We start from the raw sequence: 24598 nt of genomic DNA on the forward strand, positions 1-24598 counted from the left end.
TCACCTCCTCGGATTGTATTGTTGCTTATGAAAACGACAGACGCGGTGCTTGTATGGCCCGTCGCCTATCGAAGCAACTCGCTCGTGATGCGCGCAGCCACGTTTTCTTTCCGCTGGCTGTCCTGCTGGGCGATTGCCGCCAGGATTTGCGCCCGTTTGTCATGAGACAGGCCGGCCATAATCGAGATGGCCCGGTTGCGGTCGGTACCCATCAGCGTACGAATGACGGTAGCGGCATCCGCAGCCGGCATTTGCGAGAAGGTCTGGATCAGCGAATCGATGCTGGTCGTATCCTTTCGCGTCTCGCTCAGCGCCTTGGTCAAGATTTGTACCCGTTCCTGCAGCGCGGCGATGTCATCGTCCTTGTTTACCACCGTATCCTTTAATTGAATGGAGATGTCGGCCGCTTTTTTCGGGTCCATCTTGGCCAGTATGTTCGCCTGCTGCTCCGCTTTCATCTTGCTCATGACCGAAACCGCTTCGCTCATGCTGAGGTTTTCGACGATGGCTGCTGCGTTTTTCGGCGACATCGTCGCGTACAATTTGGCCAGGTCCTGATACTGCTTTTGCCGCTCTTCCTCGCTGGTGCGCTTGTCCTCAAGCAGCTTTTGCAGATCCAGCACCTGTTTTTCCAACGCCTGAATGGTGGCGTCCTTTTTCGCCGTTTCACTCTGCAGGTTGGCGATTGTCTGCTTGTTTTTCGCCTGCTCCTCCTGCAAGCTGCTCACCTGTTTGCCAATGTCGACTGACTTCTCTTCTGCATCGGACATCGCGTACTGGTCAGGCACGATTTTTTCCACGATCGGAATCGTGTTGGCCCAACTGAGCACGCTGCCCAACACGTTGTATCCCAACAGGCTGAGAAGCACGCCTCCGAGGAGAGTGGCAAACAGAGCGGGGATTGCAATCATGTAGAAAAACCATTCCCACCTGCTGTACTCCCGTTCTTCTTGGATCTCTTCCATCGTGAACCTCCCTCAGTTGCTCCTGCGAAGATAGAGCTGCGTGCCAATCTCGTCCAATTCTTTCTGCTCTTTGAGTCTTTCCGCGTAGAGAAACTGCCCGAGCGCCTTTTCCCGCAGCCGCTGCCACAGTTGCGTCTCCTGCACCCGTTCCGCCAGTCTGCGCTGGCAGCGCTCCACTTCCTGTTCACACCCGTACAGCGTCCGGCGCTGGTTGACAATGGACTGTTCGACCGCCTGACGGTACTGGCTGAGTTCGATCAACTGGGCTGCGCTGCAGGTTTGGCTTTGCGCCTCGTGCAGCATGTTGGTCACTGCCTCATGCCGCTCCGTCAGTCGAAACAGCTTGAGCTCCTCTTCGTTCTTTCGCTGCACGGACTTGCCAAACGCCCACTCGGCCTGCTCTTTTTCCTTTTCTTTTACATCCAGCACTTTTTGCAGTTGAAACCGGAACACGTTCACGCTAGTTCACCCCTCCGAAATGGGCGGTTAACGCCTGAATCGTGGTGTCCAGATCGGACGGTTCGTGCGTTCCCTGCGCCGTAAAATCGCGGATAATGTCCTTGTAGCGGATCGCCGCATCGATCTCCCGGTTGGTCCCCGGCTTGTAGGCGCCGATGTTGATCAGGTCCTCCGCTTCCCGGAATGTGGCGAAATGACGCTTCACCTGGCGGACCGCTTCAAGATGACGTTCGGTGCAGATCTCGTTCATTACCCGGCTGACGCTGGCAAGCACGTCAATCGCCGGAAAGTGTCCCTTTTGCGCGATTTTTCGGTCGAGGACGATATGCCCGTCCAAAATCCCGCGCACCGCGTCCGCGATCGGATCATTCATGTCGTCAGAATCAACCAAAACGGTGTAAAAACCGGTGATGCTGCCTTTGTCCGCCGTGCCGGCCCGCTCCAACAGCTTGGGCAACAGCGCAAACACGGACGGGGTGTAACCGCGTGTCGCCGGCGGTTCGCCGATCGCCAGGCCGATTTCCCGCTGCGCCATGGCAAATCGGGTAACCGAATCCATCATCAACATGACGTTCAGGCCGCGGTCCCGAAAGTACTCGGCGATCGAGGTGGCGATCATCGCCCCTTTGATCCGGATCATGGCGGGCTGGTCGGAAGTGGCGACAACGACGACCGACCGTTTTAGTCCTTCTTCCCCGAGATCCCGCTCGATAAACTCCATCACCTCGCGGCCGCGTTCCCCGATCAGGGCGATGACGTTGATGTCCGCCGTCGTGTTGCGGGCGATCATTCCCAGGAGCGTGCTCTTTCCGACGCCGGAACCGGCGAAAATCCCCACACGCTGTCCTTTTCCGACCGTCAAGAGCCCGTCGATGGCCCGCACGCCCACGCTCAGCGGTTCTCTGATGCGCGGCCTAAGCAGCGGATTGGGCGGTGCATTGTTGGTCGGATAGGAGGCAAGGCCAGGCGGGATGCTTCCCTGCAGCGGGCGCCCCAATCCGTCCAGCACCTTGCCGAGGATTTCCGGCCCCACCTTGACGGACAGCGCGCTGCCGGTGGCTACGACGTCACTGCCCGGCCCGATGGACGTCAGCTCCCCAAGCGGCATCAGCAGCACCTTGTTGTCCCGGAAGCCGACTACCTCCGCGATGATGGGCTCGCCGCTTTGCGGGAAGATCTGGCAGATTTCTCCCAGCTTCACTTCCGGGCCCTGCGACTCGATGGTAAGACCCACCACCTGCGTAACCTTTCCGTTGACCCGCACCGGGTCGATACCCTCCAGCGCCTGCCTGTACTTCCCCAGGTCGAGGATCGTCATGTCACTTCACTCCCCCTGGCGATGTCCAGCAAACACTGTTTGATTTCATGCAATTGCGTATCAATTCGGGCATCGATACTTCCCAGCGGCGTCCGAATCACGCAGCCGTCGTCCTGGACGGTGTGATCCGGGTAAATGGAGAGCTCCGCCTGTCCGTCCAGGAGGGCAAGCAGTTGGGCGCGCTGCTCCTGGACAAATGCGTAGTGGCGGTGATTGACGCAGACGGTCACGTGGCCGTGCACCCGAGAGCGGCGCAGCAATTTTTTCACCATCTCCAAAACCGTTTCCGGCGAGCTGTGCAGCTCCGTCCCAATCACTTTTTGTGCTACGTCCACACTTAGCTCTACCAGGAACGGTTCCGCTTCGGCGATGATCCGTTCCTTTTCGGCGTACGCCTGCTCCAGAAGGGAACGGGCTTGTTCCACACAAGCGGTCTCTTCTTCCAACGCCTGCCGCTTTCCATCTGCGTAACCGGCGTCAAATCCTTCCCGGCTCGCCTGTTCCCGCGTTTCCTGAAACAGAGCTTCGGCTTCGCGCCGTTTTTCCTCCCACCAGCGTTCCACTTCCGCGAGCGCCTGCCGCTTGATTTCCTCGGCCTGCTCCATGGCCTCGCGAAGCACGCCCTGCGCGGTTTCTTCCGCATCCTGGAGGATAATTTTCGCTTCTTCCTCAGCATTTTTTACCAATTGATGATTTTCTTGCAACCTTTCGGAAGTTTGCTCCGTCTGTAATGGTGAAGTCCTTAATTCAAGGAATACCGATTCGTCTGAAGCCTGGTAGTGGGACAGCTTGATGATTCTAGACAATGATATCATCCCCTCCACCGCGGGCGATGATGATCTCACCCGCCTCTTCTAAGCGGCGAATGATTGCGACGATGCGGGATTGAGCTTCTTCGACGTCGCGCAGACGAACAGGACCCATAAACTCCATTTCTTCCTTGAAGGTGTCTGCCATCCGTTTGGACATGTTCCGGAAGATGACTTCGCGGACTTCCTCGCTGGCCACCTTGAGCGCGAGCTGAAGATCGGTATTTTCCACGTCGCGGATAACCCGTTGGATGGAACGGTTGTCCAACGTGGCGATGTCTTCGAAGACAAACATGCGCTTCTTGATCTCTTCTGCCAGTTCGGGGTCCTGGATCTCCAGCGAGTCCAAAATGGTCCGCTCGGTTGCGCGGTCCACGCCGTTGAGAACGGCGACGATCGCTTCGATACCGCCAGCCTGGGTGTAATCCTGGGTGACGGTTGCGGACAGTTTTTGCTCCAGAACCTGCTCCACCTGGGCGATGACCTCCGGTGACGTGCTGTCCATCAGCGCGATCCGCTTGGCCACGTCAGCCTGCCGGTCCTGCGGCAGCGCGGAGAGAATCATCGCTGCCTGCTGCGGCTCCAGATAGGAGAGCACCAGGGCAATTGTTTGCGGATGTTCGTTCTGGATAAAGTTCAGGATTTGGCCCGGGTCCGCTTTGCGGGCAAAGTCGAACGGGCGTACCTGCAGATTGGCGGTCAGACGGTTGATAATATCCATCGCTTTCGATTCGCCCAACGCTTTTTGCAAAATTTCCTTTGCGTATGTGATTCCGCCTTGGGCAATGACTTCCTTGGCGACCGCTATCTGGTGAAACTCAGCAAGAATCTTGTCTTTTTCATCGGAATCAACCTTCCGGACGTTGGCAATTTCCAGCGTAAGCTGTTCAATCTCATCTTCGCGCAAGTGCTTGAACACCTGGGCGGAGATTTCCGGCCCGAGCGAGATGAGGAGGATTGCTGCCTTCTGTCGTCCGGTCAACTCTTTGGCGCCGCGAGCCATACTGTTTTCACTCCTTAGTCTTCAGCTAACCACGTGCGAAGCAAGACAACGAATTCGTCCGGCTTGCTGCGCGCTAGTTTTTCCAGTTGCTTGCGCACCACCACTTGATCCGTGTCTTCCTGGTAGGTCAAATCCGGAATCTCCATCGGTTGCGGCGGCATCAGGTCCGGAACCTCTTCTTCTTGCAGCTTCGCTTGGCGGCGGCGATAGATAAGGAATGCGACCGCACCAAGAGCCAACAGGGCGATTGCACCTGCTCCGTACAAATACGGTGTCAAGTCGGTGGAGCTGTCAACTGCCACCTTGCCGGAGAACTGACGCGGCAAGACAGAGATGTGCTGGTCCAGTTCCTCCTGGGTCAACTGCACGCCACTGTCGCTTAACGTGACTCGCACCACGTTGCGGAGTACCTGCTTGATGCTTTCGATGGTCTGATCATCCAACTGCCCGCCTTCCGGAGGCTCTACGCCGACGTTGATCGTGATGTCCTCGATCTTGTACGGGCTCATCGTGATGTTGCGGGTGATTCGGTTTACTTCGCGGTTGATCGTATCGCTCAGTTCTTCGTACTGGCTGTTGCTTCCCTGCGGCGAGCTTCCCGGATAACCGGGGACGGCATTTTCGCCAGTTCCTGCTATTCCGCCAGGAGGAGCACCCTGCCCGGAGAACGTTTTGGATGATTTTTGGGATGAGATGATAAGTCCTTCGTTGTTTTCCTTATCCGGCGCTTCGACCAGGTTTTCCACGCGGTTTTCCTTGTCGAAATTCATCTTGATAAACGTATGGACGATGACCTTATCCCTGCCCATCATCGTGCCCAGGAGTTGGTACAGGTTTTGCTGAATCTCGCGCTCGACGTTGGCTCTGATTTTCTCCTGCTGCTCGAAGCTGGTCAGCGAGCCTTCCGTTTCGGTGCCATCCTTCCACTCCAGCAGATTGGAGTACTGGTCGGAAATTGTGATGTTATCCGGCGGCAGTTTGGGTACGCTGCGGGATACCAACAGGTACAGCGCGTTGATTTGCTTTTGGTCCAACCGGGTACCCGGTTCCACGTCTACGATGACGGAGGCGGTTGCTGATTCAGGCTTTTCCGTGATCCAGATGCTTTCCTCCGGCAGGTTGATCATCACCTGAGCGCTTCGGACACCGTTTACCCGTTCCAGCATCTTGCGCAGTTCTTGCTGCAGCGCCTCTTTTTTCATCACGTCAAACTGACGGTCCGTAACACCCAGCGTGTTGGAGAAGATCTCCGTGTTGATGCCTGCCTGGCTGGGAATTCCTTGAGCGGCCAGATCGACGATGACATCTTGAGCCAGCTTTTGCGGAACCTCGATGTTCGTCCCGTTATTCGTGATGCGGTATGGAATATTCTTGCTTTCCAGTTCCTGCTTGATCAATCCGATTTCCTGTTCACTCAGCCTCTGGTTGTAGAGGGGCGTGTAGACCGGCTGTGAGGCAATGTATATGTATAGGCCGAGCGAGATGAGCAAAAACAGCACGATCCCGGAAATCATCCACCTTCGCTTAGGCGAAAGCTGATTCCATTTCGTCAAGACTTGCTCTTTATACTGTAAAAGACGTTCGTTCATGGTTCACCTCACCAAGAATACCGACGACGTTAAATAGGCATGCGCATGATTTCCTGGTAGGACTCAATCACCTTGTTGCGCACCTGCAAGGCCATTTGCAGCATGATCGTGGATTTCTGACCTGCGATCATGACCTGATGCACGTCCTGGACTTGTCCGGCTGCAAACCGGTCCGCCAGCACGGCTGATTCCACCTGTGCCTGATTGACCTGATCCAGCGCATCCGCGAGATAGGCTGAAAAGGACTTCGTGACCTCTGCAGGCGTATACGACTTCGTCACGGATTTTGGCTGTATCGCGTCCACTCGGGAAAGCACGCTAATGTCCATTCCTTACGCCCCCTCTTACTTGATCTCCAGTGCTTTCATCATCATGCTTTTGGCTGCGTTCAGGACAGTGACGTTGGCTTCGTAGGAACGCGAAGCAGAGATCATGTCCACCATTTCCTTCATCACGTCGACGTTTGGCAGCAGTACGTATCCTTCTGCGTCAGCATCCGGATGCGTCGGATCGTACATTCGTTTGAACGGCGTATTGTCTTCGCGGATTGCCGTCACACGTACGCCTTGTTCAGTCTGGCCGGTCACCGTACCAATCGCCGCCTGAAGCAGGTTGTCAAACGACTGCCCGTTTACCGGCGACAGTTCCACCATTTTGCGTTTGTACGGCTGCCAGGCCCCGTTCACGAATGTGGCGCGGGTCGTATTGGCGTTGGCGATGTTCGCCGCGATCGTATCCAACCGCAGGCGGTTGGCTGTCAGCGCAGAGGCGCTTGTATCCATTCCCTGAAACAGGCTCATCTACTATCTCCCTCCACCTTCGAGCACGCTGCGCAGCTTCTGGAAGTATCCTGCCGTGAGCTGCGTCAGACCATTGTACCAGATCTGGTTCTTGGCCAACTCATTCATCTCAAACTCCAGATCTACATCGTTGCCGTTGTGTTGCATCATGTTCCCGACATTCGACAAGATTTGCGGCATCGGCAGTGTCCCCATTCGGTTAAATGGGATGTGCCGCTCATTGGTACGGTACGCCTCCAACTTCTGTAGACCCGCAGTCCCCGCAAGTTCCTGCTGCAATAACTCCTCAAAGACGACACGCTTGCTTTTGAACTGAGGGGTATCTACATTCGCGATATTGTTCGCGATGGTTCGTTGTCGAAGCATGGCGGTGTCCAACGACCGCTCTAGGACCTGCAAATGAACGCTTTCCAGCATCTTTCCACCCCCTCATTCCGCTCTTTTTCCGCATAAATGTCGGAATTTCTCGCTTATTCGACACAAGAATACGACTCCATCATAGCAAAACTGGTATAACGAAAAAAGCCCTATTGTGGCAACTTTTCTCAAAATGATTCAATGGGACTAAATCCCTTATCCTTCCTGATATTACTAAGTTTTTGGTACGATCCTTGCTAGAATTCAATAATTTTACAGAGATTCGCCAATTTTAGGCTCGTGAGACCAGTTAGTCCCACTCAATAAACAGGACTATTTGCCCATGAAAAAAGGTGTAGCTTTTCACTGTCGCTACACCTTTCCTTCACAGAATTGTCACCATCTGGAGACATTATCTCCTGACTCCAGGGGCTTCAAAAGTCATGAAGTTTTCAGTTTTTCCAGTTCCGGCAGCAGTTTTTCGTTCAGCACCTTGATGAAGGTACCTTTCATCCCGAGTGAACGAGATTCAATCACACCTGCACTTTCCAGTTTGCGCAGGGCGTTTACAATGACGGAACGGGTAATGCCCACGCGGTCAGCGATTTTGGATGCGACCAGCAGGCCTTCCTTGCCTTCCAGCTCTTCAAAGATGTGCTCCACGGCTTCCAGTTCGCTGTAGGAAAGGGAGCCGATGGCCATCTGCACAACCGCTTTGCTGCGCGCTTCCTCCTCGATCGCTTCGGAGCGTTCCCGCAGGATTTCCATGCCGACCACGGTCGCGCCCACTTCGGCCAGGATCAGGTCATCGTCGACAAACTGGTTGTTGACGCGGCCGAGAATCAGCGTACCCAGCCGGTCGCCACCGCCGATGATTGGCACGATGGTGGTCCACCCGGAGCGGAATACTTCTTTCATCTCAACCGGGAAAATGGTGTACGGGCTGTCTACATCCAGGTTGGCAGACGTCTCTTCCACTTTCAGAAGACCGGTGCTGTACTCTTCGGGGAAACGGCGCTCTTCCAGCATTTTGCGGATGCGATCGTTGTCCACTTCCTGGTGAATCGAAAAGCCGAGCAGTTTGCCTTTGCGGCTGACGACGAAAATGTTGGCCTCAATGACATCACTCAGCACTTGCGCCATCTCGTTGAAGTTGACGGCATGACCCGCCGATTTTTGCAGCAGGCGGTTAATTCTTCTGGTTTTTGATAACAAATCCATTGTTACGTTCCTCCCAATAATAGTGATCGTTCGGATTTAGAGAATGTACTGGCTTAAATCCTTGTTGCCGGCAATCGATCCGAGTTTGTCACGGACGTACTCCGGCGTGATTTGCACCACATCCAAATGAATGTCAGGCGCCTCAAAGGAGAGGTCTTCCAGCAGTTTTTCCAGCATCGTGTGCAGACGACGCGCACCGATGTTGTCGGTAGACTGGTTCACCTCGGCTGCCAGACGGGCGATTTCCTGGATTGCCTCCGGGGTAAATTCCACCCGGACCCCTTCCGTCTCCAGCAGCGCGCTGTACTGCTTCAAGAGCGCATTTTTTGGCTCTGTCAAAATCCGGACAAAGTCCTCCGCCCGCAAGCTGGTCAGCTCCACACGGATGGGGAAACGCCCCTGCAGTTCCGGAATCAGATCGGACGGTTTGGCCATGTGAAATGCGCCGGCAGCAATGAACAGGATGTGGTCGGTCTTGACCGGCCCGTACTTGGTCATCACTGTCGAACCTTCCACGATTGGCAGGATGTCGCGCTGAACGCCTTCCCGCGAGACGTCGGGTCCCCGACCGTCCTTTCCGGCGATTTTGTCGATCTCGTCAATAAAGATGATGCCGTGGTTTTCGGCGCGGTAAATCGACTCCTGCGTGACTTCGTCCATATCCACCAGTTTTTGCGCTTCTTGTTGAATTAATACCTTTCGCGCATCTTTTATTCGCAATTTTCGCTTCTTCGTCCTCTTGGGGAGCAGGTTGCCCAACATGTCCTGCATCTGCATCCCCATTTGCTCCGTACCCGGAACCTGAAACAGGTCAAACATGGACGGGGATTGATCTTCCACGTCGATTTCAATCATCTGGTCCTCCAGATGACCATTCGCGAGCTGCCAGGCCACCTGCCGGCGCTGCTGTTCCAGCGACGCATCTTCCGCATCGGACGTTTGAGTCTGCTGCTGCTGACCGCCGAACAGCATCTCCAGCGGGTTTTTGAACGAATGCTGCTGTTTGCGTGAAGGGACGAGGATGTTGACGATGGCGTCGTTTGCCAGCTTCTCCGCCTTCTCCCGGACTTCCTCCATTTTTTCCTGCTTGACGGTGCGGATGGCCGCCTCGACGAGGTCGCGAACCATCGACTCCACGTCGCGGCCCACATACCCCACTTCTGTAAATTTGGTGGCCTCCACTTTGACAAACGGAGCCCCCGTCAATTTGGCGATCCGGCGGGCGATCTCCGTTTTCCCCACGCCGGTCGGCCCGATCATCAGGATGTTTTTCGGCACCACTTCATCCCTCAGATGTTCCGGCAGCCGGCTGCGCCGGTACCGGTTGCGAAGCGCCACTGCGATGGCTTTTTTCGCCTGGGCCTGCCCGACGATGTACACGTCCAGATGTTCTACAATCTTGCGCGGGGTTAACTGCTCAAGGTTCAGCACAGGGAGTCCTCCCTTCCTTTCATTTCATCTCATCCACGACCAGATTGTCGTTGGTGAACACGCAAATCTCAGCAGCCGTCCGCAGCGCGGCTTCGGCAATCTCCTTGGCGCTCAGATGAGGCGCGTACCGTTTCAGCGCCCTGCCAGCCGCCAATGCGAAACTGCCTCCCGAGCCGATCGCGAGAATGCCGTCATCCGGTTCGATGATTTCGCCGTTGCCGGAAATGAGCAGCAGATGCTCCTTGTTCATCACGATCATCATCGCTTCCAAGCGGCGCAGGATCTTATCCATGCGCCATTCTTTCGCCAACTCCACAGCCGCCCGCTGCAGGTTGCCGTGGAACTCTTCCAGTTTGCCTTCAAACTTTTCAAAAAGGGTGATCGCATCCGCGACAGCCCCAGCAAAACCCGCCAGCACCTCACCGCGGTACAGTCGGCGCACTTTTTTTGCCCCGTGCTTCATCACCATGCTGTTGCCGAACGTGACCTGTCCGTCGCCGGCCATGGCCGCTTCGCCGTTGTGATGTATGGCAAAAATCGTCGTTGCATGAAACTGTTCCATTGCAGATTCCTCCCGCTTATGTACTTCCGGCGGACCCGGAATGACGCGCGGTCGCACGCGGATGGGCCGCGTCATAGACATGGCGCAGCCGTTCCTTGGTCACATGCGTATACACCTGCGTCGTCGAAACGTTGACGTGGCCCAACAGCTCCTGAACGGTCCGCAGATCGGCTCCCGCGTTCAGCAGATGGGTGGCAAAGGTGTGGCGGAACGTATGCGGCGACACGCGCAGGTTCAGGGCGTGCTGCTCCACGTATTTGTCGACGATGCGGCGGACGCTCCGGTCGGACAGCGGTTCCCCCCTGTAGTTGAGCAGCAGATAGCCGTGGTCGCTGTTACCGGATAGCAGTTTTGGCCTTCCATATTCTAGGTATTGCCGGAGAATGTCACAAGCATAACTGCCGATCGGCACATATCGCTCCTTGGCCCCTTTTCCGTACACCAGGGCGATTCCCCTGGAGACATGGACCGCATCCAGCGTCAGCGTCACCAGCTCGGACACGCGAATCCCGCTCGCATACAGCAGCTCGAAAATGAGCCGATCGCGCATGCCGAGCGGGGTCTGTGTGTCAGGCAGGTCAAAAAATGGTTGCAGTTCATGCGGATATAGGAACGAAGGGAGCTTTTTTTCCACCTTGGGCGTGGACACCAGTTGAAACGGATTTTGCTCCAACCGGCCTTCCCTCAGCAAAAAACGGTACAGACTGCGCAAACTGGACAGCTTGCGGGCGATACTGCGCCGTGACAGCCCCCTTTTCGCCAAATGAGCGAGAAAAGAGCGGCCGTGTAAATAAGAAACAGCAGCAAATACGGGGATTTGGTGCTGTTCCATAAAGGCGACGAATTCGTTAATATCAGCCACGTACTGCTTCACCGTATGAGGAGAGGCATTTTTTTCGACGCGCAAGTAACGGGTGAACAGCTCAATGTCTATGGATATCTGCTGCGATTTGTCCATCTGGCATGCCCCCTCCTCAAAGGCACCTATATAGTAACACAGCCGAAAATCGTATATCAACTTAATTTGTGTCTTTTTTGTGTAAAATTCTGAATTGTGTCTAGCGCCCGCTCAGCGAGTTTTTCGTTCTTCTCCCGCTTGTTGCGAATGCGTTTCGGCAGCTCGGGAACAAGCCCGAAGTTGGCATTCATCGGTTGAAAGTTGTTTGGGTCTGCGGTCGTAATGTACCGCGCCATGCTGCCTATCACCGTCTCCGGTGGAAGGACAAGCAGTTCCTCTCCCTTGGCCAGCCGGGCCGCGTTTATGCCCGCCAGCAATCCCGATGCGGCCGACTCCACGTATCCTTCCACGCCGGTCATCTGTCCGGCGAAAAACAGCGTGTCCCGCCCCTTGTACTGATAGGTGGGACGAAGCAGCCTGGGCGAATTGATGAACGTATTGCGATGCATCACGCCGTAGCGGACGATTTCGCAGTTTTCCAAGCCAGGGATGAGCGAAAAGACCCGTTTTTGTTCCGGCCACTTGAGATGTGTCTGGAAGCCGACCATGTTGTACAGGGTGGCCGCTCCGTTGTCCTGGCGAAGCTGCACGACGGCAAACGGCTGCTTGCCGGTGCGCGGATCAATCAAGCCCACCGGTTTCAGCGGACCGAACAGCATCGTCTGACGTCCCCGTTTGGCCATCACTTCAATCGGCATGCAGCCTTCGAAATAGATCTCCTTCTCAAACTCCTTGAGCGGGGCTTCCTCCGCCGTGATCAGCGCGTCGTAAAAGCGGTTGAACTCCTCTTCCGTCATCGGGCAGTTGAGGTAGGCTGCTTCTCCCTTGTCGTAGCGCGACGCGACAAACACCTTGTCCATGTCGATGGAGTCCTTTTCGATGATGGGCGCCGCCGCGTCATAGAAGTACAGGTACTCTTCACCAGTCAACTCCTTCAGCTTCTCCGACAGCGCCGGCGAAGTGAGCGGGCCGGTGGCAATCACCACGATGCCCTCGGGAATCTCCGTCACTTCCTCGTTGATCACTTCGATTAGCGGGTGGTTGCGCACGGCATCGGTCACATATTGGGCAAACTCGTGCCGATCCACGGCCAGCGCACCGCCGGCCGGAACAGCGCACTTGTCCGCTGCGCCGATGATGACCGAGTCAAAGCGGCGCATTTCTTCCTTTAATACCCCTACCGCGTTGGTCAGCGAATTGGCCCGCAGTGAATTGCTGCAGACCAGCTCCGCAAATTTGTCGGTATGGTGAGCGGGCGTCTGTGTCTTCGGCCGCATTTCATACAGTTTGACGCGGACGCCGGATTGGGCGATCTGCCAGGCCGCTTCACTGCCTGCCAACCCGGCCCCCACCACGGTTACGTACGGTTGTTCATTCATGCTGGTATCCTCCACACGTCCTCAGGAATCGGCTTCTTCCTGGTAATCGCATTTGGTGCAGACAATGCTGACGCCCTGCTTTTTCCGTTTCTTTTCGACGAGCATCCCGCCGCACTTCGGACAAGGACGCGCAATTGGTTTGTCCCAGGAAACAAAATCGCATTCCGGATAACGGTTGCATCCGTAAAAAATACGGTTCCTCTTAGATTTACGTTCAATGATCGATCCGGTTTCACACTGCGGGCAGGGGATGCCGAGTTCCTTGACGATCGGTTTGGTGTTGCGGCATTCGGGAAATCCGGAGCAGGCGAGAAACTTCCCGAAACGCCCCAGTTTGTACACCATCACCCGGCCGCACAGTTCGCACGTCTCGTCGGATTCTTCGTCCTTCAGCTCTACTTGTTCCATCTGCTCCTCGGCAACGGCGAGCCGCTTGGAAAAATCCTGGTAGAAGGCGTCGAGCACCTTCACCCAATCGACAATCCCTTCCTCGATGTTGTCCAGGTCGGATTCCATGTGGGCGGTAAACTCCACATCCAGGATTTCGGGGAAGAACTCTTCGATCAGGGAAATGACGATCTCCCCCAGTTCGGTCGGGACGAACCGCTTCTCCTCCAGAGCCACGTAGCCCCGTTTCTGGATCGTGTCCAATGTCGGCGCATAAGTGGAGGGGCGTCCAATCCCCAGTTCCTCCAGCGTCTTGACCAGCCGCGCCTCGGTGTAGCGGGGCGGCGGCTGCGTAAAGTGCTGGGTCGGTTCGATTTCCTTCAATTCCAGCGTCTGTCCCTCTTCAATCGGCGGCAGGAATGTTTCCTCTTCCTTGCCGTCGTCGCTTCCTTCAATATATACCTTCATGAAGCCGGGGAACTTTACCTTGGAACCGGTCGCCCGGAACGTCACTTCACCTGCCGCGATGTCCACGCTCATCGTGTCCAGCACAGCAGACGCCATCTGACTGGCAAGGAAGCGCTCCCAGATCAGCCGGTACAGGCGAAGCTGGTCGCGGCTCAGCACATCCTTGAGCTGGTCCGGCGTGCGCATGACCGACGTCGGGCGAATCGCTTCGTGGGCATCCTGGGCATTTTCCTTTTTCACCTGGGCACGCGGCTCGGCCGGGACGTAATCAGCCCCGAAGTGTTCCACGATGTAGGCTTTGGCTTCCTCTTGGGCCGTCACGGAAACGCGCGTGGAGTCGGTACGCATGTAGGTGATCAGACCGACCGTTCCTTCCTTGCCGCCCAGATCAATCCCTTCATAGAGCTCCTGCGCAATCCGCATCGTCTTGGCCGCCCGGAAGTTCAGCTTGCGTGCCGCTTCCTGCTGCAGCGAGCTGGTGATAAACGGTGGTGCGGGATTGCGCTTGCGCTCCCGTTTGGTCACCTTCTGCACCACGTACGGCTGTCCCTGAATGCGGTCCAGCACCGCATTGACGTCCGCCTCTGACTTCAGCTCCCTTTTTTCGTCGCCGTATCCGTAGAATTTGGCCTCAAACGGCTTGCCGTTGCTCAAGAGCGTACTGCTGATCGTCCAGTACTCCTCCGGCACAAACCGCTGGATTTCCCGCTCGCGGTCAATGATCAGCTTGACCGTCACCGTCTGAACGCGCCCGGCACTCAGCCCTTTGCGCACCTTTTTCCACAAGATCGGGCTGATGTTGTAGCCGACCAGGCGGTCCAGGATTCGCCGCGCCTGCTGGGCGTTCACCAGGTCCATGTTGATGTGACGTGGGTGTTTGAACGCCTCCTTGATGGCGTCTTTGGTAATCTCGTTGAACACCACGCGCAGCGGCTGGCTCATGTCCAACCCGAGATACTGCGCCAAGTGCCAGGCAATCGCCTCCCCTTCGCGGTCCGGGTCCGCCGCCAGGTATACCTTTTTTACTTTCTTGGCGGCGTCCTTAAGGGTTTTCAGCACATCCCCCTTGCCGCGAATGGTTATGTATTTCGGTTCAAATCCTTTCGATACGTCAACACCCATTTGGCTTTTTGGGAGGTCGCGCACATGGCCCATGGACGCTTTCACCATATATTTGCTTCCCAGATATTTTCCAATCGTTTTTGCTTTTGCTGGGGATTCGACAATCACAAGCGTGTCAGCCACTTATTTCCTCCCCTTTCTGTAAGGAATCTCCCCTATTATTAAATATGCTCATCCGATTTGTCAAACACCTGCAAGGCTTGATATTGCTTAGAGGAAATCGGACGAGGTCACTTTCTGGCAAAATAGCCTCCGGGCAAGCTGACAATGAATCCTCCTGTTTCCAGCATAAGCAGGGTCTGGTGCAGCCGCTGCCGTTCTCGCGGCGGGAGCGCTTCGGCCAGCTGGTCAGTGTGGACGGGCTCGCAGCCGATCAGCGCGTATACTTTGCACTCCGTTTCGCCCAGCCTGCCCCCATCTCCACAGGCTGGCTGATCGTCCGCAACAGGCGTCTTAGGCCATACCCCCAATTCATCCAGCACGTCGGCCGCATTCGTTACTAGCTTTGCACCTTGTTTCAGCAAGTTATGCGGACCCGCGCTCACCTCGGAAAATATCGGCCCGGGGACGGCAAACACTTCCCGCCCCTGCTCCAGCGCACAATCGGCCGTAATCAGCGATCCGCTGCGTTCCGCCGCTTCGACGACCAGCACGCCGAGACTCAGCCCGCTGATGATCCGGTTGCGCTCGGGAAACAGGCCCGGCTTTGCGGGCGTCCCCGGCGGATATTCCGAAAGAAGCAGGCCGCTTGACCCAATCTCCGCGTAGAGACGCCGATGAAACACGGGATACACCTGGTCGATTCCGCAGCCCATCACCCCGACAGTAGGCGCTCCGGCGTCAAGTGCCGCCCTGTGCGCTTCAGCGTCAATTCCGTACGCCAGCCCGGAGACGATTACCATGCCTGTTTGGGCCAACTGTTTGACCAGGTGGCGGCACGCCGCCCGTCCATATGCAGTCGGCTTGCGGGCGCCCACGACACCGATCGCAGGCTGCTTCAGCAGCGACACATCCCCTCTGTAAAACAAGGCTAATGGCGGGTCTGGAATGTTCCTGAGCAGCGGGGGAAATGCCTCTTCCCAGAAACATACGAACGAGATGCCGGCGCGGATTCGTTCCTGCTTCACTGCCAGCACAGCGGATGGCGCAAGCGCGTCCGTCCAGGTCTGCACAGTTCTCACCCGTACGTTCCCCTCTTCCAAAACGGTCTTCCAGTTGACGGCAGCTTGCGCGAATGATCCCCAGCGCCCGTACAGCTCCCAAAGTTTTTTTCGTCCCAGACCGTTCATCTTGATCATCGCATACAGCCAATCCCGCTCTTCCAATCGATCACTTCCGACCTTCACCCGACCGCCTCCGATCTGTGCGTGGTTGTCCGGCGGCATCTGCCGCGACGTTTCGCCTGCTATTGTACACGGAGACAGCGGCGGGCACAAAAAAAGAAAGAGGGCAAGCGTCCATGCTTGTCCTCTTTCGGCACGCAAACTGCGACCAGATTGAATTACTTGTTCATTACTTTTTCCAGCAGACCGCGCTCTTTGAGCACTTCCACCAGCGTTTCGCCGATGACTGCCGGCGTTTTTGCCACGCGCACGCCGCACGCTTCCAGCTTGGCGATCTTCTCGGCTGCCGTACCTTTGCCGCCGGAGATGATTGCACCAGCGTGGCCCATACGTTTTCCCGGAGGAGCAGTTTGACCGCCGATAAAGCCTACGACCGGCTTCTTCATGTTGGCAGCGATCCATTCAGCCGCTTCTTCCTCAGCCGTACCGCCGATTTCCCCGATCATGATAACCGCTTCGGTATCCGGGTCTTCGTTGAACAGTTTCAGCACGTCGATGAATTCCATGCCTTTTACCGGGTCACCACCGATACCGACTGCGGTGGACTGACCGATACCGCGGGTCGTGGTTTGATGAACCGCCTCGTAGGTCAGGGTGCCGGAGCGGGATACGATGCCCACTTTACCCGGGGTGTGAATGTAGCCCGGCATGATGCCGATTTTGCACTCACCCGGCGTGATGATACCAGGGCAGTTGGGGCCGATCAATTTGGTCTTTTTGCCTTCCATGTAGCGTTTTACTTTCACCATGTCGAGAACCGGGATGCCTTCGGTGATGCAGATGACCAGATCCAGTTCGGCATCAACCGCTTCCATGATGGCGTCAGCCGCAAACGCCGGCGGAACGTAGATAACCGATGTGTTGGCACCGGTCGCTTCTTTTGCTTCTGCTACCGTGTTGAATACCGGAACCGATACAGTGCTGCCGTTGTCCAGCGTGAAATCGACTACGGTGCCGCCTTTGCCGGGTACTGCACCTGCAACCATTTGCGTGCCGTACTCCAGACCGCCTTTGGTATGGAACATACCGGTTTTACCAGTCATGTTCTGGGTGATTACCTTTGTATGTTTGTTCACGAGAATACTCATCGCGTAATTGTCCCACCTTTTTCATCGCGTATAGATACTTCTCGAAAAGCCTTTTCTCCGGTGCGTCCGAGACTGTGCCTTATTGAACCAGCGCTACGATCTTCTCAGCGCCATCCGCCATGGAGTCAGCCGCAACGATGTTGAGCCCGGATTCGCTGAGGATTTTCTTGCCGAGGTCCACGTTGGTGCCTTCCAGACGGACAACCAGCGGACGATCCAGTTTCACTTGTTTCGCAGCAGCAACAACGCCGTTTGCGATAACGTCGCATCTCATGATGCCGCCGAAGATGTTGACAAAGATCCCTTTTACTTTCGGGTCTTTCAGGATGATCTTGAACGCTTCGGTTACTTTTTCTTCGGTAGCGCCGCCGCCTACATCGAGGAAGTTGGCAGGTTCGCCGCCGTAGAATTTGATGATGTCCATGGTCGCCATGGCCAGGCCGGCACCGTTTACCATGCAGCCGATGTTGCCATCCAGGGCGATGTAGGAGAGGTCAAATTTGGATGCTTCGATCTCTTTTTCGTCCTCTTCATCCAGGTCGCGCAGTTCCACGATCTCAGGGTGGCGGAACAGGGCGTTGCTGTCGAAGTTCAGCTTGGCGTCAAGCGCCATGACTTCGCCGTCACCGGTAACCACGAGCGGGTTGATTTCGGCGATGGAGCAATCTTTGTCGACAAATGCTTGGTACAGGCCCATCATGAACTTGACGGCTTTGTTTACCAATTCGTTCGGAATATTGATCGCAAACGCCAGCTTGCGCGCTTGGAATGGAGTCAGGCCGGTAACCGGATCGATGACTTCCTTGAAGATTTTTTCCGGGGTGCGTGCTGCCACTTCTTCGATTTCAGTACCGCCCTCTTCGGAGGCCATCATAACGACACGGCCAGTCGAACGGTCAACCACAAGACCGACGTAGTATTCCTTCTTGATGTCGCAGCCCTGCTCAATCAGGAGGCGTTTTACTTCTTTGCCTTCCGGACCGGTTTGGTGAGTAACCAGAACCTTGCCAAGCAGCTCTTGCGCATATGTACGGACTTCGTCGAGGCTTTTCGCCACTTTTACCCCGCCTGCCTTACCGCGTCCGCCGGCATGGATTTGCGCCTTCACGACGACTACCTGGGTGCCCAGTTCCTTGGCCGCTTCCACCGCTTCATCCACGGTGAACGCCACGCGTCCTTCGGGAACCTTTACACCGTACTGCTTCAGTATCTCTTTGCCTTGATACTCGTGAATGTTCATTCTCCATCCTCCTAATGGCAAATAAAGATCGGCAGGTTCGCACCGGCCCAAAGTTTGTTCCGCCAGACACAAAACTGCCTTTATCAGTGCAACGTAACTATTCTACGACAAAAATCGCAAAAGTGGTAGTGGAATTGACATGTTCTCTACTAGCGTGACCAGAAGTCGAACATTTCATGAGAATTCCGCTTACTTTTTTCCCCCAAACAGGGTCAGCAGCTTGTCGTCCAGATGCTCGTGGACATACCAGGTGTCGTTCACGCGAATGTGGCGATCGTAGACGTGCACGGTCACGTCGCCCTGTTCGACGGAAAAGATCAGGCGATAGCGCTCATTGCCCGGCGACTTTGGCTGACCGGCAATCGCCACGCCGCCTTTCAGCAGCCGGACACACTGATGTGCTTTCCCCTGCTCCACCGTCGTTTCCGTCGCGCTTTGCTCGACAGACGCCACGCTTACATCCCCGGACGGCTCGATGCGGATTTTCGACGCTTGAAACAGCCTGTCCAACGCATCACCCTCCGTCCGCCGCGGCGGCAGCCATTGGGTGAGCTGCGAAAACAGCGAACCCTGGATGCTGTAGTAATGCGTTTCCCGGCCGAACGGAATGGACACCAGCGTCGGCGTTAGCATGGAAACGTGCAGGGAACGATCCCCTGCATCGATGCGCAGCAGGTAATTGGGATACAGCGGGTACTGATCGATCTTCTCGTCGCTCAGCGGGGTGGCAGCCGCAAGCACCCCCTGGAGAAATTTCGCCTGGGTTGTGCCAAGCGTAACCGTTTGACCCAAGTCTTCAGCAGTGACCACCGCCGTCTGGACTGCTGTCGGCAGCAGCCCTTTTCCCGCCTTCCGATGGATCCACTGGTAAAAGCGGTCGGCACCCGGTCCGCGATATGTATTCTCTCCGTACTGGCTTGCTTGCTTGCCCACTTCCACCACCAACGGGGCCAGCTTCTGCCGGTAGAGCACCAGCGTATAGCGAATCTCGTCCCGCTTCAGCGGCTGCGGGGAAACCTGCAGGTCTTTTCCCTGCTCGGGAAGTTCCTTGAGAAATTCGTCGAGAGCAAGAGGAACTTCCTGACCGTCCGTGGAGAGCACGGTTACCTTTTCCACGGCTCTCAGATCGGCGTCCAACTGCTTTTTCATGTCGGACTCCGCATCTTTGACGCCCTCGGAGCAGCCGGCCAGCAACAGACCGGCCATCAGTACCGGAAACACATACGCACGCAAGGTCCTTTTCATGCAGGTATCCTCCCATCGTGATCGCTGGCTTGTCAGACATCCCTGCAACAGCCCCAATCGACAGTGCGGATCGCGACGCATTTGTCACCGCGCTTGTCCAATCCGCAAACTGGTTCTGCGCCCGCCTCGTCGAAGGCGGCCGCGACGAAATTATCCCGTCTTTTTTCACGAATCTGGCGTTTGCCTTCAGCATCAGGCGCACGGCTGAGGCTGCTTCGACAGGTGGTAGAAGTCAACGTGCACGGTGTGGTCTTCCAGCTTTTTGATAACAGCCAAAAAGGTACACGAGCGGTCCCTCATTATGGAGACAGTAGTTCGCAGGTCTTATTTTATCGCAGGACTCCAAGTCTTGACCAGTTTTTTCTACCATGGTCGACAGAGCGGGAATTATTGTCGCAATGCCCGCAGATGAAGGTTTGTATCTCGCGCTTTCGGCGTTTTGGGGGAACGGCCTCGCCGCCGCCATGTATTATAGTAGTTATTTTTTACTGGTTCTTTGGCAGGGTGAGCTGCTGCGTCTACGGAAGTCCGTTCTCCCTAATGGGATGCCGGCAGCGTATGTTATTTGCTGACAATTTAGAAAATACTTGTTCACTTGTTAGAATAGTATTGCTTCCCATTCGGAGTAAAGCATTTTTTGCTCCGCTTGTTTTGTCCTACCCGATCGCATCAAAGAGAAAGCCGGGCAGATGCCCGACTGTCACTTCACCCGTACCGCTGTTCCCGTAGCGATTACCATCATCATGCCTTCGCGCAGCGTCTCGAAGTCCAAATCCACGCCGATGACGGCATTTGCCCCCAGGGCTCTCGCTTTCTCCTTCATTTCCTGGATCGCCAGTTCCCTGCCTTCGGCGAGCTTGTTCTCATAGGCACCGCTGCGGCCGCCGATGATGTCAGTGATCCCTGCCAGAAAATCGCGAACCACGTTGGCCCCCATAATCACTTCACCGCTGACAATGCCCAGATACTCCACAACTTCTTTGCCCTGCAAGGTGTTGGTGGTTGAGATGAGCATGTGATTGCCTCCCCATGAATCAAGTTCGTATTCCTACTATTATTACGGTTGGGGCAGCTGTTCGGTTGCAAACGTTTTTTCACACCGTGCCGACAGCACCTTGGCTGGCACTCCCCTGCTGCATACCGGATGCAGGTTTCGATTCTTGCAGTTGATGTTGCGGTTGCTGTTGTTGCTGTTCTTGTTGTTGCTGCGGTTGCTCCTGTTGCTCCTGTTGCCAGATATCGCCAAGTACTCCTTCTTGCAGTTCTTGTTTGGATTCCTGGATAAATTGATTGATTTTTTGATGGTTCACCTGATTCTGCTGCTCCTCCCGCTGACAAGGCGCGGCTGGCGGCGCTATCTGCTGCCGCTTCTGCTCAATTGCCTGCTGTACGTCCTGCTGCCCATGCTGTCGTTCGTCGTTCTGCTGCTTCTTCTGTTGGTCATTCCCGGGCTCCTCGAGCTTGTTCTCGACCAGATTGAAAAACGGATTCTCTTCTTGATGCTCTCTGTGATTCAAATGAATCCCTCCTTGTTCGTAAGCGCTCAGACATCGTGTTCGCCATAAACCCCCAGTTTCATATCCATACATTTCCCATGAACAACGTTTGTATGTGTAGAAAATCCTGCATTATGCAAAAACACCCTACCGATGCCGGCAGGGTGTTTTGCACGTGCAGTTTGATAGGGTCACGCACATGTCTATTTCCTGGGTTCCACGTAACTGTCAAAGTGCCTCCAAACCTCTTCCAATTCCAGCAGGACATCCTTGGCCTGTTCGGCAGACGCCTGGGTCATCGCTCGCAGCAGGGCAGTGACGACCGAAAGCGGCGCTACCAGGGAATCCATGTGTGAAGCAATTCCTGTCGGCGTATAGAGCACCTCGTCGGCATGGCGAACCAGCGGCGAAGAGGGATAGTCAGTAATGGCTGCGACATGAACCCCTTTTTTCTTCCCGTAGGCCAGACAGTCGACCGTAAAACGGGAGTATCGCGCAAAGCCGATGCCCACAATCACATCGTCTGCGCCAAAGCGTTGCAGCTGATCAACCGTGCGCGGCTCTCCGGTAAGCAAGACGGTCTCCTTGCTCAGAAAACGCAGGTAAAACTCGAAGAAAAGCCCGATGGACAGCGTGCTTCGCGCACAAACGATTCCGATGCGCGGAGCCGCGACGAGACGTTTGACGATCCTTCCAAACGCCTCCAAATCGATTCGTTCCATCATCAGCGTCAGGTTTTGCACATCCTCTTCGAAATACTGCAGGACTGTTCGCTGCTCGGCACTTTCCACCACGCGCGAGAGATGGAAGCGCTCGCCGGTGGTCAACTTTGATCGGACCAGTTCCTGCAGTTCCCGCGAGAGGGCCGGATAGCCCGAACAGCCGATAAACGAGGCAAAGCGGGTAACGGTCGATTCGCTGACACCGGCCTTGCGGGACATTTCGGCGACGTTGTAAAAGGCGGCCGATTCAGGGTCCCGCAGTATTACGTCGGCAATCCGCTGCTGTGAGGGACTCATCTGTGCGTACAACTGTGACACCTTCTGGAGAATGGAAGGTCCGTATTCCATCGTGATCACCTCAATACGTTGTCCCGTACATCCAATACCGTTAAGTATACGAAAGGATAGAAGCGGCGACAACGCAGCGGAATACGACTATGCGGTCACATGTTGGCCCAGCGCGGCAAAACTTTTTTCAAACGCGTCCAGCGTCGCCTGAATCTCCGCCGGGCCGTGCGCGTCTGAGAGCGAAAAGCGATTGAGCGGTTTTGAATAGACACCGTGATCCATCAGCAGATAGTCGAGCGCAAGGCGAAGCTCGTGGCGGTTCGCCCCCAGATCGCGATAATTCCGTACTTCAGCCTCCGTAGTCAGGACGTTGAAAATGGTCCCGACGCCCATTGTTTTTACGGGGACGCCATACCGCCGGGCAAGCTCGTGAATTCCGTCGCGCAGCTGATGTGTGCGCTGCACCAGCGATGCAAAACGGCCAGGCTCCTGCAAATACCGAATCGTAGCCAGGCCTGCCGCAAGGGAGATGGGATTGCCGTTGAAGGTGCCGCTGTGAAAGACGACTTCCTGACGATTGCGGGAGCGCAGAGGCGAACACATCTCGAGAAGGCGGCGTTTTCCCCCGACGACGCCGATCGGGAACCCTCCTCCCACCACTTTCCCCAATGCGCTTAAATCGGGCGTTACGCCATAGTAATCCTGGGCGCCCCCAAGGAAACGCGAAATCCCGTCTTGACTTCATCAAAAATGAGGATAATTCCGAGGTTGTCAGTCAGCTGCCGCAGATTTTTCATAAACTGGCGGTCGGCCGGGATATATCCGGATTGCATCGGTTCCACGATGACAGCGGCGAGCTGATCCTTTTTCTCTGTCATAATTTTTTCGCAAGCATCCCAATCGTTGAACGGAAGCACGACGGTATGCTGCAGATAGTAATCCGGTGTCCCCAGGGATTCCGGAACGGACGCCGGCGATGTTTGATCCCCGAAGCGGTCAAAGGTCGGATTTACGCTGACCAGCACATGATCGTGCGCCCCGTGATAATGGCCCTCAAATTTGGCGATATGCGTTTTCCCCGTGTAAGCCATTGCCAGACGCAGAGCAAACAGCGTCGCTTCCAAACCGGAATTGGTAAACCGCACTTCCTCAAAGCTGGGATACAGACCGGCCAGTTCTTGTGCCATTTCCAGCTCCAGCGGATGAGTTGCGCCAAAACTGCTGGTCCCCTGCTGTTCCCATACTTGTTGAATCGCCTTCTGTACAACCGGATGACCATGCCCCAAAAGCAAAGCGCCATAAGACAGCAAGTAGTCGACGTACGCATGGCCGTCCAGGTCATACAGCCAGGCATCACGCGCCTGCGCAAAGGTAATGGGAAAGGGTTGATAGTATCGCAGATTGCCGTTCACTCCACCGGCAATCAACATTTGTGCCTGCTCAAAAAACGCCGCTGATTTCGGACGTTTTTCACGGTAGTGCTGCTGAAAGGAAGAAAGATTCATGGTGACTCCCCCCACGTCGTTTATGAAATAATTATTGCACCATATTTTATTTATTGCAATATTTATTTCATAACAGCACGATCATGAAATCGGGACACAGCAGCGCAGTTAGGTGATATGCCTATTTCCGCCTGCTTGTTTCCCGAACAGGCGGCTGCCGTCTTTACAACGTAACATTGTTATGTTACACTAATTGTGCGAAAGGGGGGCCCGTTGTGGAACAGGATCTCATCTCCAAGAAGGAACTGCTGGAACTGACAGGCATCTCATACGGCCAACTGTACCGCTGGAAGCGAAAAAAGCTCATTCCCGAAGAGTGGTTCATCCGCAAATCCACCTTCACCGGTCAGGAGACGTTTTTTCCCCGCGAAATGATCCTCGCTCGCATTGACAAGATCAAAAACATGAAGGACGACTTGTCGCTCGACGAACTGGCCGATATGTTCTCGCCCGCGCCTGCGGACATATCCTTGAGCAAACAGGACTTACTGAAACGTAACATTGTTTCAAAAGTGGCACTGGACTTGTTTACGGAACAGTTCGGGGATGCACCGGTGTTTCCGTTCGATTACATCCTGGCTGTCTTCATCCTGGAAAAGCTGCTCCAGCAGGGCGTCATCAGCCTCGACGAAGGCAAAAACCTGCTCGGCACGCTGCTCCGACACTACGGCAAATTCGCAGGAAAAAATTGCGAACTGATCTTCGTGCGCAAAATGGGCGTGTCCGCTTTTCTGCTCGTCTCAAGCCCGAGCGACGTCTACTTCGAGCAGAGCGTCAACATCGTGGAACGGCTCAATATCGCCGACGTTATTGAAACACTGAAATTGAAACTATCGTAAGGGA

At 55.4% G+C, this 24598-nt stretch carries 25 protein-coding genes; 1 reads left to right on the top strand and 24 read right to left on the bottom strand.

Annotated features, from left to right (window positions below; translation table 11 throughout):
- Nucleotides 1–65: 65 nt before the first annotated feature.
- From IRT44_RS16545 to IRT44_RS19420, 24 genes are all read right to left on the bottom strand, one after another.
- Nucleotides 66–965 carry a MotE family protein gene (locus tag IRT44_RS16545; RefSeq protein ID WP_171564641.1) on the bottom strand — a complete coding sequence of 300 codons (900 nt, stop codon included), beginning with the start codon at nucleotides 963–965 and terminating at the stop codon, nucleotides 66–68.
- A 12-nt stretch (nucleotides 966–977) separates the two neighbouring features.
- Complete coding sequence (gene fliJ, locus IRT44_RS16550; RefSeq protein ID WP_171564640.1) at nucleotides 978–1424, bottom strand: flagellar export protein FliJ; 447 nt, start codon at nucleotides 1422–1424, stop codon at nucleotides 978–980.
- 1 nt (nucleotide 1425) lies between these two features.
- The gene (fliI, locus tag IRT44_RS16555; protein ID WP_171564639.1) at nucleotides 1426–2742 is read right to left on the bottom strand and encodes a flagellar protein export ATPase FliI; all 1317 of its coding nucleotides are present in this window, start codon (nucleotides 2740–2742) and stop codon (nucleotides 1426–1428) included.
- Nucleotides 2739–3557, bottom strand: coding sequence for a flagellar assembly protein FliH (fliH, locus tag IRT44_RS16560; RefSeq protein ID WP_171564638.1), 819 nt, complete (start codon nucleotides 3555–3557; stop codon nucleotides 2739–2741). Before fliH ends, fliI begins: the two co-directional genes overlap by 4 nt.
- A complete protein-coding gene (gene fliG / locus IRT44_RS16565; protein WP_171564637.1) occupies nucleotides 3541–4554 on the bottom strand; it encodes a flagellar motor switch protein FliG in 1014 nt (337 codons plus the stop codon). Before fliG ends, fliH begins: the two co-directional genes overlap by 17 nt.
- Before the next feature lie 14 nt (nucleotides 4555–4568).
- Nucleotides 4569–6143, bottom strand: a complete 1575-nt coding sequence (gene fliF / locus IRT44_RS16570; protein ID WP_230077023.1) for a flagellar basal-body MS-ring/collar protein FliF — start codon at nucleotides 6141–6143, stop codon at nucleotides 4569–4571.
- A gap of 29 nt (nucleotides 6144–6172) precedes the next feature.
- Nucleotides 6173–6472: a flagellar hook-basal body complex protein FliE gene (fliE, locus tag IRT44_RS16575; RefSeq protein WP_171564635.1), complete on the bottom strand. Its 300-nt coding sequence runs from the start codon at nucleotides 6470–6472 to the stop codon at nucleotides 6173–6175.
- A 15-nt stretch (nucleotides 6473–6487) separates the two neighbouring features.
- Entirely contained in the window at nucleotides 6488–6943 is a 456-nt protein-coding gene (flgC, locus tag IRT44_RS16580) for a flagellar basal body rod protein FlgC (RefSeq protein WP_171564634.1), read from the bottom strand.
- Nucleotides 6944–6946: 3 nt separating this feature from the next.
- Nucleotides 6947–7360, bottom strand: a complete 414-nt coding sequence (gene flgB, locus IRT44_RS16585) for a flagellar basal body rod protein FlgB (RefSeq protein ID WP_171564633.1) — start codon at nucleotides 7358–7360, stop codon at nucleotides 6947–6949.
- A 381-nt stretch (nucleotides 7361–7741) separates the two neighbouring features.
- On the bottom strand, nucleotides 7742–8521 hold the full coding sequence (codY, locus tag IRT44_RS16590; RefSeq protein ID WP_171564632.1) for a GTP-sensing pleiotropic transcriptional regulator CodY: 780 nt from the start codon (nucleotides 8519–8521) through the stop codon (nucleotides 7742–7744).
- Nucleotides 8522–8557: 36 nt separating this feature from the next.
- On the bottom strand, nucleotides 8558–9952 hold the full coding sequence (gene hslU / locus IRT44_RS16595; protein ID WP_304415445.1) for an ATP-dependent protease ATPase subunit HslU: 1395 nt from the start codon (nucleotides 9950–9952) through the stop codon (nucleotides 8558–8560).
- Between the two features lie 19 nt (nucleotides 9953–9971).
- Nucleotides 9972–10514 (bottom strand): ATP-dependent protease subunit HslV, encoded by a 543-nt coding sequence (hslV, locus tag IRT44_RS16600; protein ID WP_171564631.1) that lies wholly within the window; start codon nucleotides 10512–10514, stop codon nucleotides 9972–9974.
- Nucleotides 10515–10530: 16 nt separating this feature from the next.
- Complete coding sequence (xerC, locus tag IRT44_RS16605) at nucleotides 10531–11472, bottom strand: tyrosine recombinase XerC (protein WP_171564630.1); 942 nt, start codon at nucleotides 11470–11472, stop codon at nucleotides 10531–10533.
- Between the two features lie 56 nt (nucleotides 11473–11528).
- A complete protein-coding gene (gene trmFO / locus IRT44_RS16610; RefSeq protein ID WP_171564629.1) occupies nucleotides 11529–12851 on the bottom strand; it encodes an FADH(2)-oxidizing methylenetetrahydrofolate--tRNA-(uracil(54)-C(5))-methyltransferase TrmFO in 1323 nt (440 codons plus the stop codon).
- Nucleotides 12852–12872: 21 nt separating this feature from the next.
- Nucleotides 12873–14951: a type I DNA topoisomerase gene (topA, locus tag IRT44_RS16615; RefSeq protein WP_212132471.1), complete on the bottom strand. Its 2079-nt coding sequence runs from the start codon at nucleotides 14949–14951 to the stop codon at nucleotides 12873–12875.
- A 107-nt stretch (nucleotides 14952–15058) separates the two neighbouring features.
- Nucleotides 15059–16174, bottom strand: a complete 1116-nt coding sequence (gene dprA / locus IRT44_RS16620; protein WP_230077024.1) for a DNA-processing protein DprA — start codon at nucleotides 16172–16174, stop codon at nucleotides 15059–15061.
- Between the two features lie 155 nt (nucleotides 16175–16329).
- Nucleotides 16330–17259: a succinate--CoA ligase subunit alpha gene (gene sucD / locus IRT44_RS16625; protein ID WP_029098935.1), complete on the bottom strand. Its 930-nt coding sequence runs from the start codon at nucleotides 17257–17259 to the stop codon at nucleotides 16330–16332.
- Nucleotides 17260–17338: 79 nt separating this feature from the next.
- Nucleotides 17339–18499, bottom strand: a complete 1161-nt coding sequence (gene sucC / locus IRT44_RS16630; RefSeq protein WP_171564626.1) for an ADP-forming succinate--CoA ligase subunit beta — start codon at nucleotides 18497–18499, stop codon at nucleotides 17339–17341.
- A gap of 189 nt (nucleotides 18500–18688) precedes the next feature.
- Nucleotides 18689–19744, bottom strand: a complete 1056-nt coding sequence (locus tag IRT44_RS16635) for a hypothetical protein (RefSeq protein ID WP_171564625.1) — start codon at nucleotides 19742–19744, stop codon at nucleotides 18689–18691.
- Between the two features lie 700 nt (nucleotides 19745–20444).
- Nucleotides 20445–20759, bottom strand: a complete 315-nt coding sequence (locus tag IRT44_RS16640; protein ID WP_171564624.1) for a YbjQ family protein — start codon at nucleotides 20757–20759, stop codon at nucleotides 20445–20447.
- A gap of 79 nt (nucleotides 20760–20838) precedes the next feature.
- Entirely contained in the window at nucleotides 20839–21261 is a 423-nt protein-coding gene (locus tag IRT44_RS16645) for a hypothetical protein (RefSeq protein WP_230077025.1), read from the bottom strand.
- A 182-nt stretch (nucleotides 21262–21443) separates the two neighbouring features.
- Entirely contained in the window at nucleotides 21444–22310 is an 867-nt protein-coding gene (locus IRT44_RS16650; RefSeq protein ID WP_230077026.1) for a MurR/RpiR family transcriptional regulator, read from the bottom strand.
- An 87-nt stretch (nucleotides 22311–22397) separates the two neighbouring features.
- The gene (locus tag IRT44_RS19415; protein WP_326838925.1) at nucleotides 22398–22907 is read right to left on the bottom strand and encodes an aminotransferase class III-fold pyridoxal phosphate-dependent enzyme; all 510 of its coding nucleotides are present in this window, start codon (nucleotides 22905–22907) and stop codon (nucleotides 22398–22400) included.
- Between the two features lie 29 nt (nucleotides 22908–22936).
- Entirely contained in the window at nucleotides 22937–23755 is an 819-nt protein-coding gene (locus IRT44_RS19420; protein WP_326838926.1) for an aspartate aminotransferase family protein, read from the bottom strand.
- A gap of 215 nt (nucleotides 23756–23970) precedes the next feature.
- On the opposite strand from IRT44_RS19420, the gene IRT44_RS16660 reads away from it, so the two are divergent.
- Nucleotides 23971–24594, top strand: a complete 624-nt coding sequence (locus IRT44_RS16660; RefSeq protein ID WP_212132474.1) for a YhbD family protein — start codon at nucleotides 23971–23973, stop codon at nucleotides 24592–24594.
- Nucleotides 24595–24598: the final 4 nt, after the last annotated feature.

The organism is Brevibacillus sedimenti (assembly GCF_020923495.1).
In the GTDB taxonomy this organism is placed as follows: Bacteria; Bacillota; Bacilli; order Brevibacillales; family Brevibacillaceae; genus Brevibacillus; species Brevibacillus aydinogluensis.

Excerpts from the sequence above, each read along its gene's own strand:
- IRT44_RS16545 (WP_171564641.1), bottom strand. The coding sequence starts at position 965 with ATGGAAGAGATCCAAGAAGAACGGGAGTACAGCAGGTGGGAATGGTTT.
- fliI (WP_171564639.1), bottom strand. The coding sequence starts at position 2,742 with ATGACGATCCTCGACCTGGGGAAGTACAGGCAGGCGCTGGAGGGTATC.
- fliH (WP_171564638.1), bottom strand. The coding sequence starts at position 3,557 with ATGATATCATTGTCTAGAATCATCAAGCTGTCCCACTACCAGGCTTCA.
- fliG (WP_171564637.1), bottom strand. The coding sequence starts at position 4,554 with ATGGCTCGCGGCGCCAAAGAGTTGACCGGACGACAGAAGGCAGCAATC.
- fliF (WP_230077023.1), bottom strand. The coding sequence starts at position 6,143 with ATGAACGAACGTCTTTTACAGTATAAAGAGCAAGTCTTGACGAAATGG.
- fliE (WP_171564635.1), bottom strand. The coding sequence starts at position 6,472 with ATGGACATTAGCGTGCTTTCCCGAGTGGACGCGATACAGCCAAAATCC.
- flgC (WP_171564634.1), bottom strand. The coding sequence starts at position 6,943 with ATGAGCCTGTTTCAGGGAATGGATACAAGCGCCTCTGCGCTGACAGCC.
- flgB (WP_171564633.1), bottom strand. The coding sequence starts at position 7,360 with ATGCTGGAAAGCGTTCATTTGCAGGTCCTAGAGCGGTCGTTGGACACC.
- codY (WP_171564632.1), bottom strand. The coding sequence starts at position 8,521 with ATGGATTTGTTATCAAAAACCAGAAGAATTAACCGCCTGCTGCAAAAA.
- hslV (WP_171564631.1), bottom strand. The coding sequence starts at position 10,514 with ATGGAACAGTTTCATGCAACGACGATTTTTGCCATACATCACAACGGC.
- xerC (WP_171564630.1), bottom strand. The coding sequence starts at position 11,472 with ATGGACAAATCGCAGCAGATATCCATAGACATTGAGCTGTTCACCCGT.
- trmFO (WP_171564629.1), bottom strand. The coding sequence starts at position 12,851 with ATGAATGAACAACCGTACGTAACCGTGGTGGGGGCCGGGTTGGCAGGC.
- sucD (WP_029098935.1), bottom strand. The coding sequence starts at position 17,259 with ATGAGTATTCTCGTGAACAAACATACAAAGGTAATCACCCAGAACATG.
- sucC (WP_171564626.1), bottom strand. The coding sequence starts at position 18,499 with ATGAACATTCACGAGTATCAAGGCAAAGAGATACTGAAGCAGTACGGT.
- IRT44_RS16635 (WP_171564625.1), bottom strand. The coding sequence starts at position 19,744 with ATGAAAAGGACCTTGCGTGCGTATGTGTTTCCGGTACTGATGGCCGGT.
- IRT44_RS16640 (WP_171564624.1), bottom strand. The coding sequence starts at position 20,759 with ATGCTCATCTCAACCACCAACACCTTGCAGGGCAAAGAAGTTGTGGAG.
- IRT44_RS16650 (WP_230077026.1), bottom strand. The coding sequence starts at position 22,310 with ATGGAATACGGACCTTCCATTCTCCAGAAGGTGTCACAGTTGTACGCA.
- IRT44_RS19420 (WP_326838926.1), bottom strand. The coding sequence starts at position 23,755 with ATGAATCTTTCTTCCTTTCAGCAGCACTACCGTGAAAAACGTCCGAAA.